The organism is Streptomyces parvus, from assembly GCF_014648875.1.
Classification (GTDB): domain Bacteria; phylum Actinomycetota; class Actinomycetes; order Streptomycetales; family Streptomycetaceae; genus Streptomyces; species Streptomyces parvus.
On sequence record NZ_BMRY01000044.1, the window covers coordinates 1 to 989 of the forward strand.

Consider the following 989-nt stretch of genomic DNA (forward strand, 5'->3'; position numbering starts at 1 on the left):
GCCAAGGGGAAGCTGACGGCCCGGGAGCGGATCGAGCTGCTGCTGGACGCGGGTTCGTTCAAGGAGGTCGAGCAGCTGCGCCGGCACCGGGCGACCGGGTTCGGTCTGGAGGCCAAGAAGCCTTACACCGACGGTGTGATCACCGGCTGGGGCACGGTCGAGGGCCGTACGGTCTTCGTCTACGCGCACGACTTCCGGATCTTCGGCGGGGCGCTGGGCGAGGCCCACGCGACGAAGATCCACAAGATCATGGACATGGCCATCTCGGCGGGCGCCCCGCTGGTGTCGCTGAACGACGGCGCCGGCGCCCGTATCCAGGAGGGCGTCTCGGCGCTCGCCGGCTACGGCGGCATCTTCCAGCGCAACACGCGTGCCTCCGGTGTCATCCCGCAGATCAGTGTGATGCTCGGCCCGTGCGCGGGCGGCGCGGCCTACAGCCCGGCGCTGACCGACTTCGTGTTCATGGTCCGTGAGACCTCGCAGATGTTCATCACCGGACCGGACGTCGTGAAGGCGGTCACCGGCGAGGAGATCACCCAGAACGGCCTCGGCGGCGCGGACGTGCACGCCGAGACCTCGGGCGTCGCGCACTTCGCGTACGACGACGAGGAGACCTGCATCGCCGAGGTCCGCTACCTCATCGGGATGCTCCCCTCCAACAACCGCGAGAACCCGCCGACCGTGGAGAGCGACGACCCCGCCGACCGGCGCGGCGACGTGCTGCTCGACCTGGTCCCGGCCGACGGCAACCGCCCGTACGACATGCACAAGGTGATCGAGGAGCTCGTCGACGACGGCGACTACCTGGAGATCCACGAGCGCTGGGCCCGCAACATCGTCTGCGCCCTGGCCCGGATGGACGGCCAGGTCGTCGGTATCGTCGCCAACCAGCCGCAGTCGCTGGCCGGGGTCCTGGACATCGAGGCGTCCGAGAAGGCCGCGCGCTTCGTCCAGATGTGCGACGCCTTCAACATCCCGATCATCACCCT

The 989-nt window shown here is 69.1% G+C and carries 1 protein-coding gene; it reads left to right on the forward strand.

Annotated elements, in window-relative coordinates; genetic code table 11:
• On the forward strand, nt 1-989 hold a 989-nt coding region (locus IE140_RS35715; protein ID WP_280118056.1), incomplete at both ends, for an acyl-CoA carboxylase subunit beta.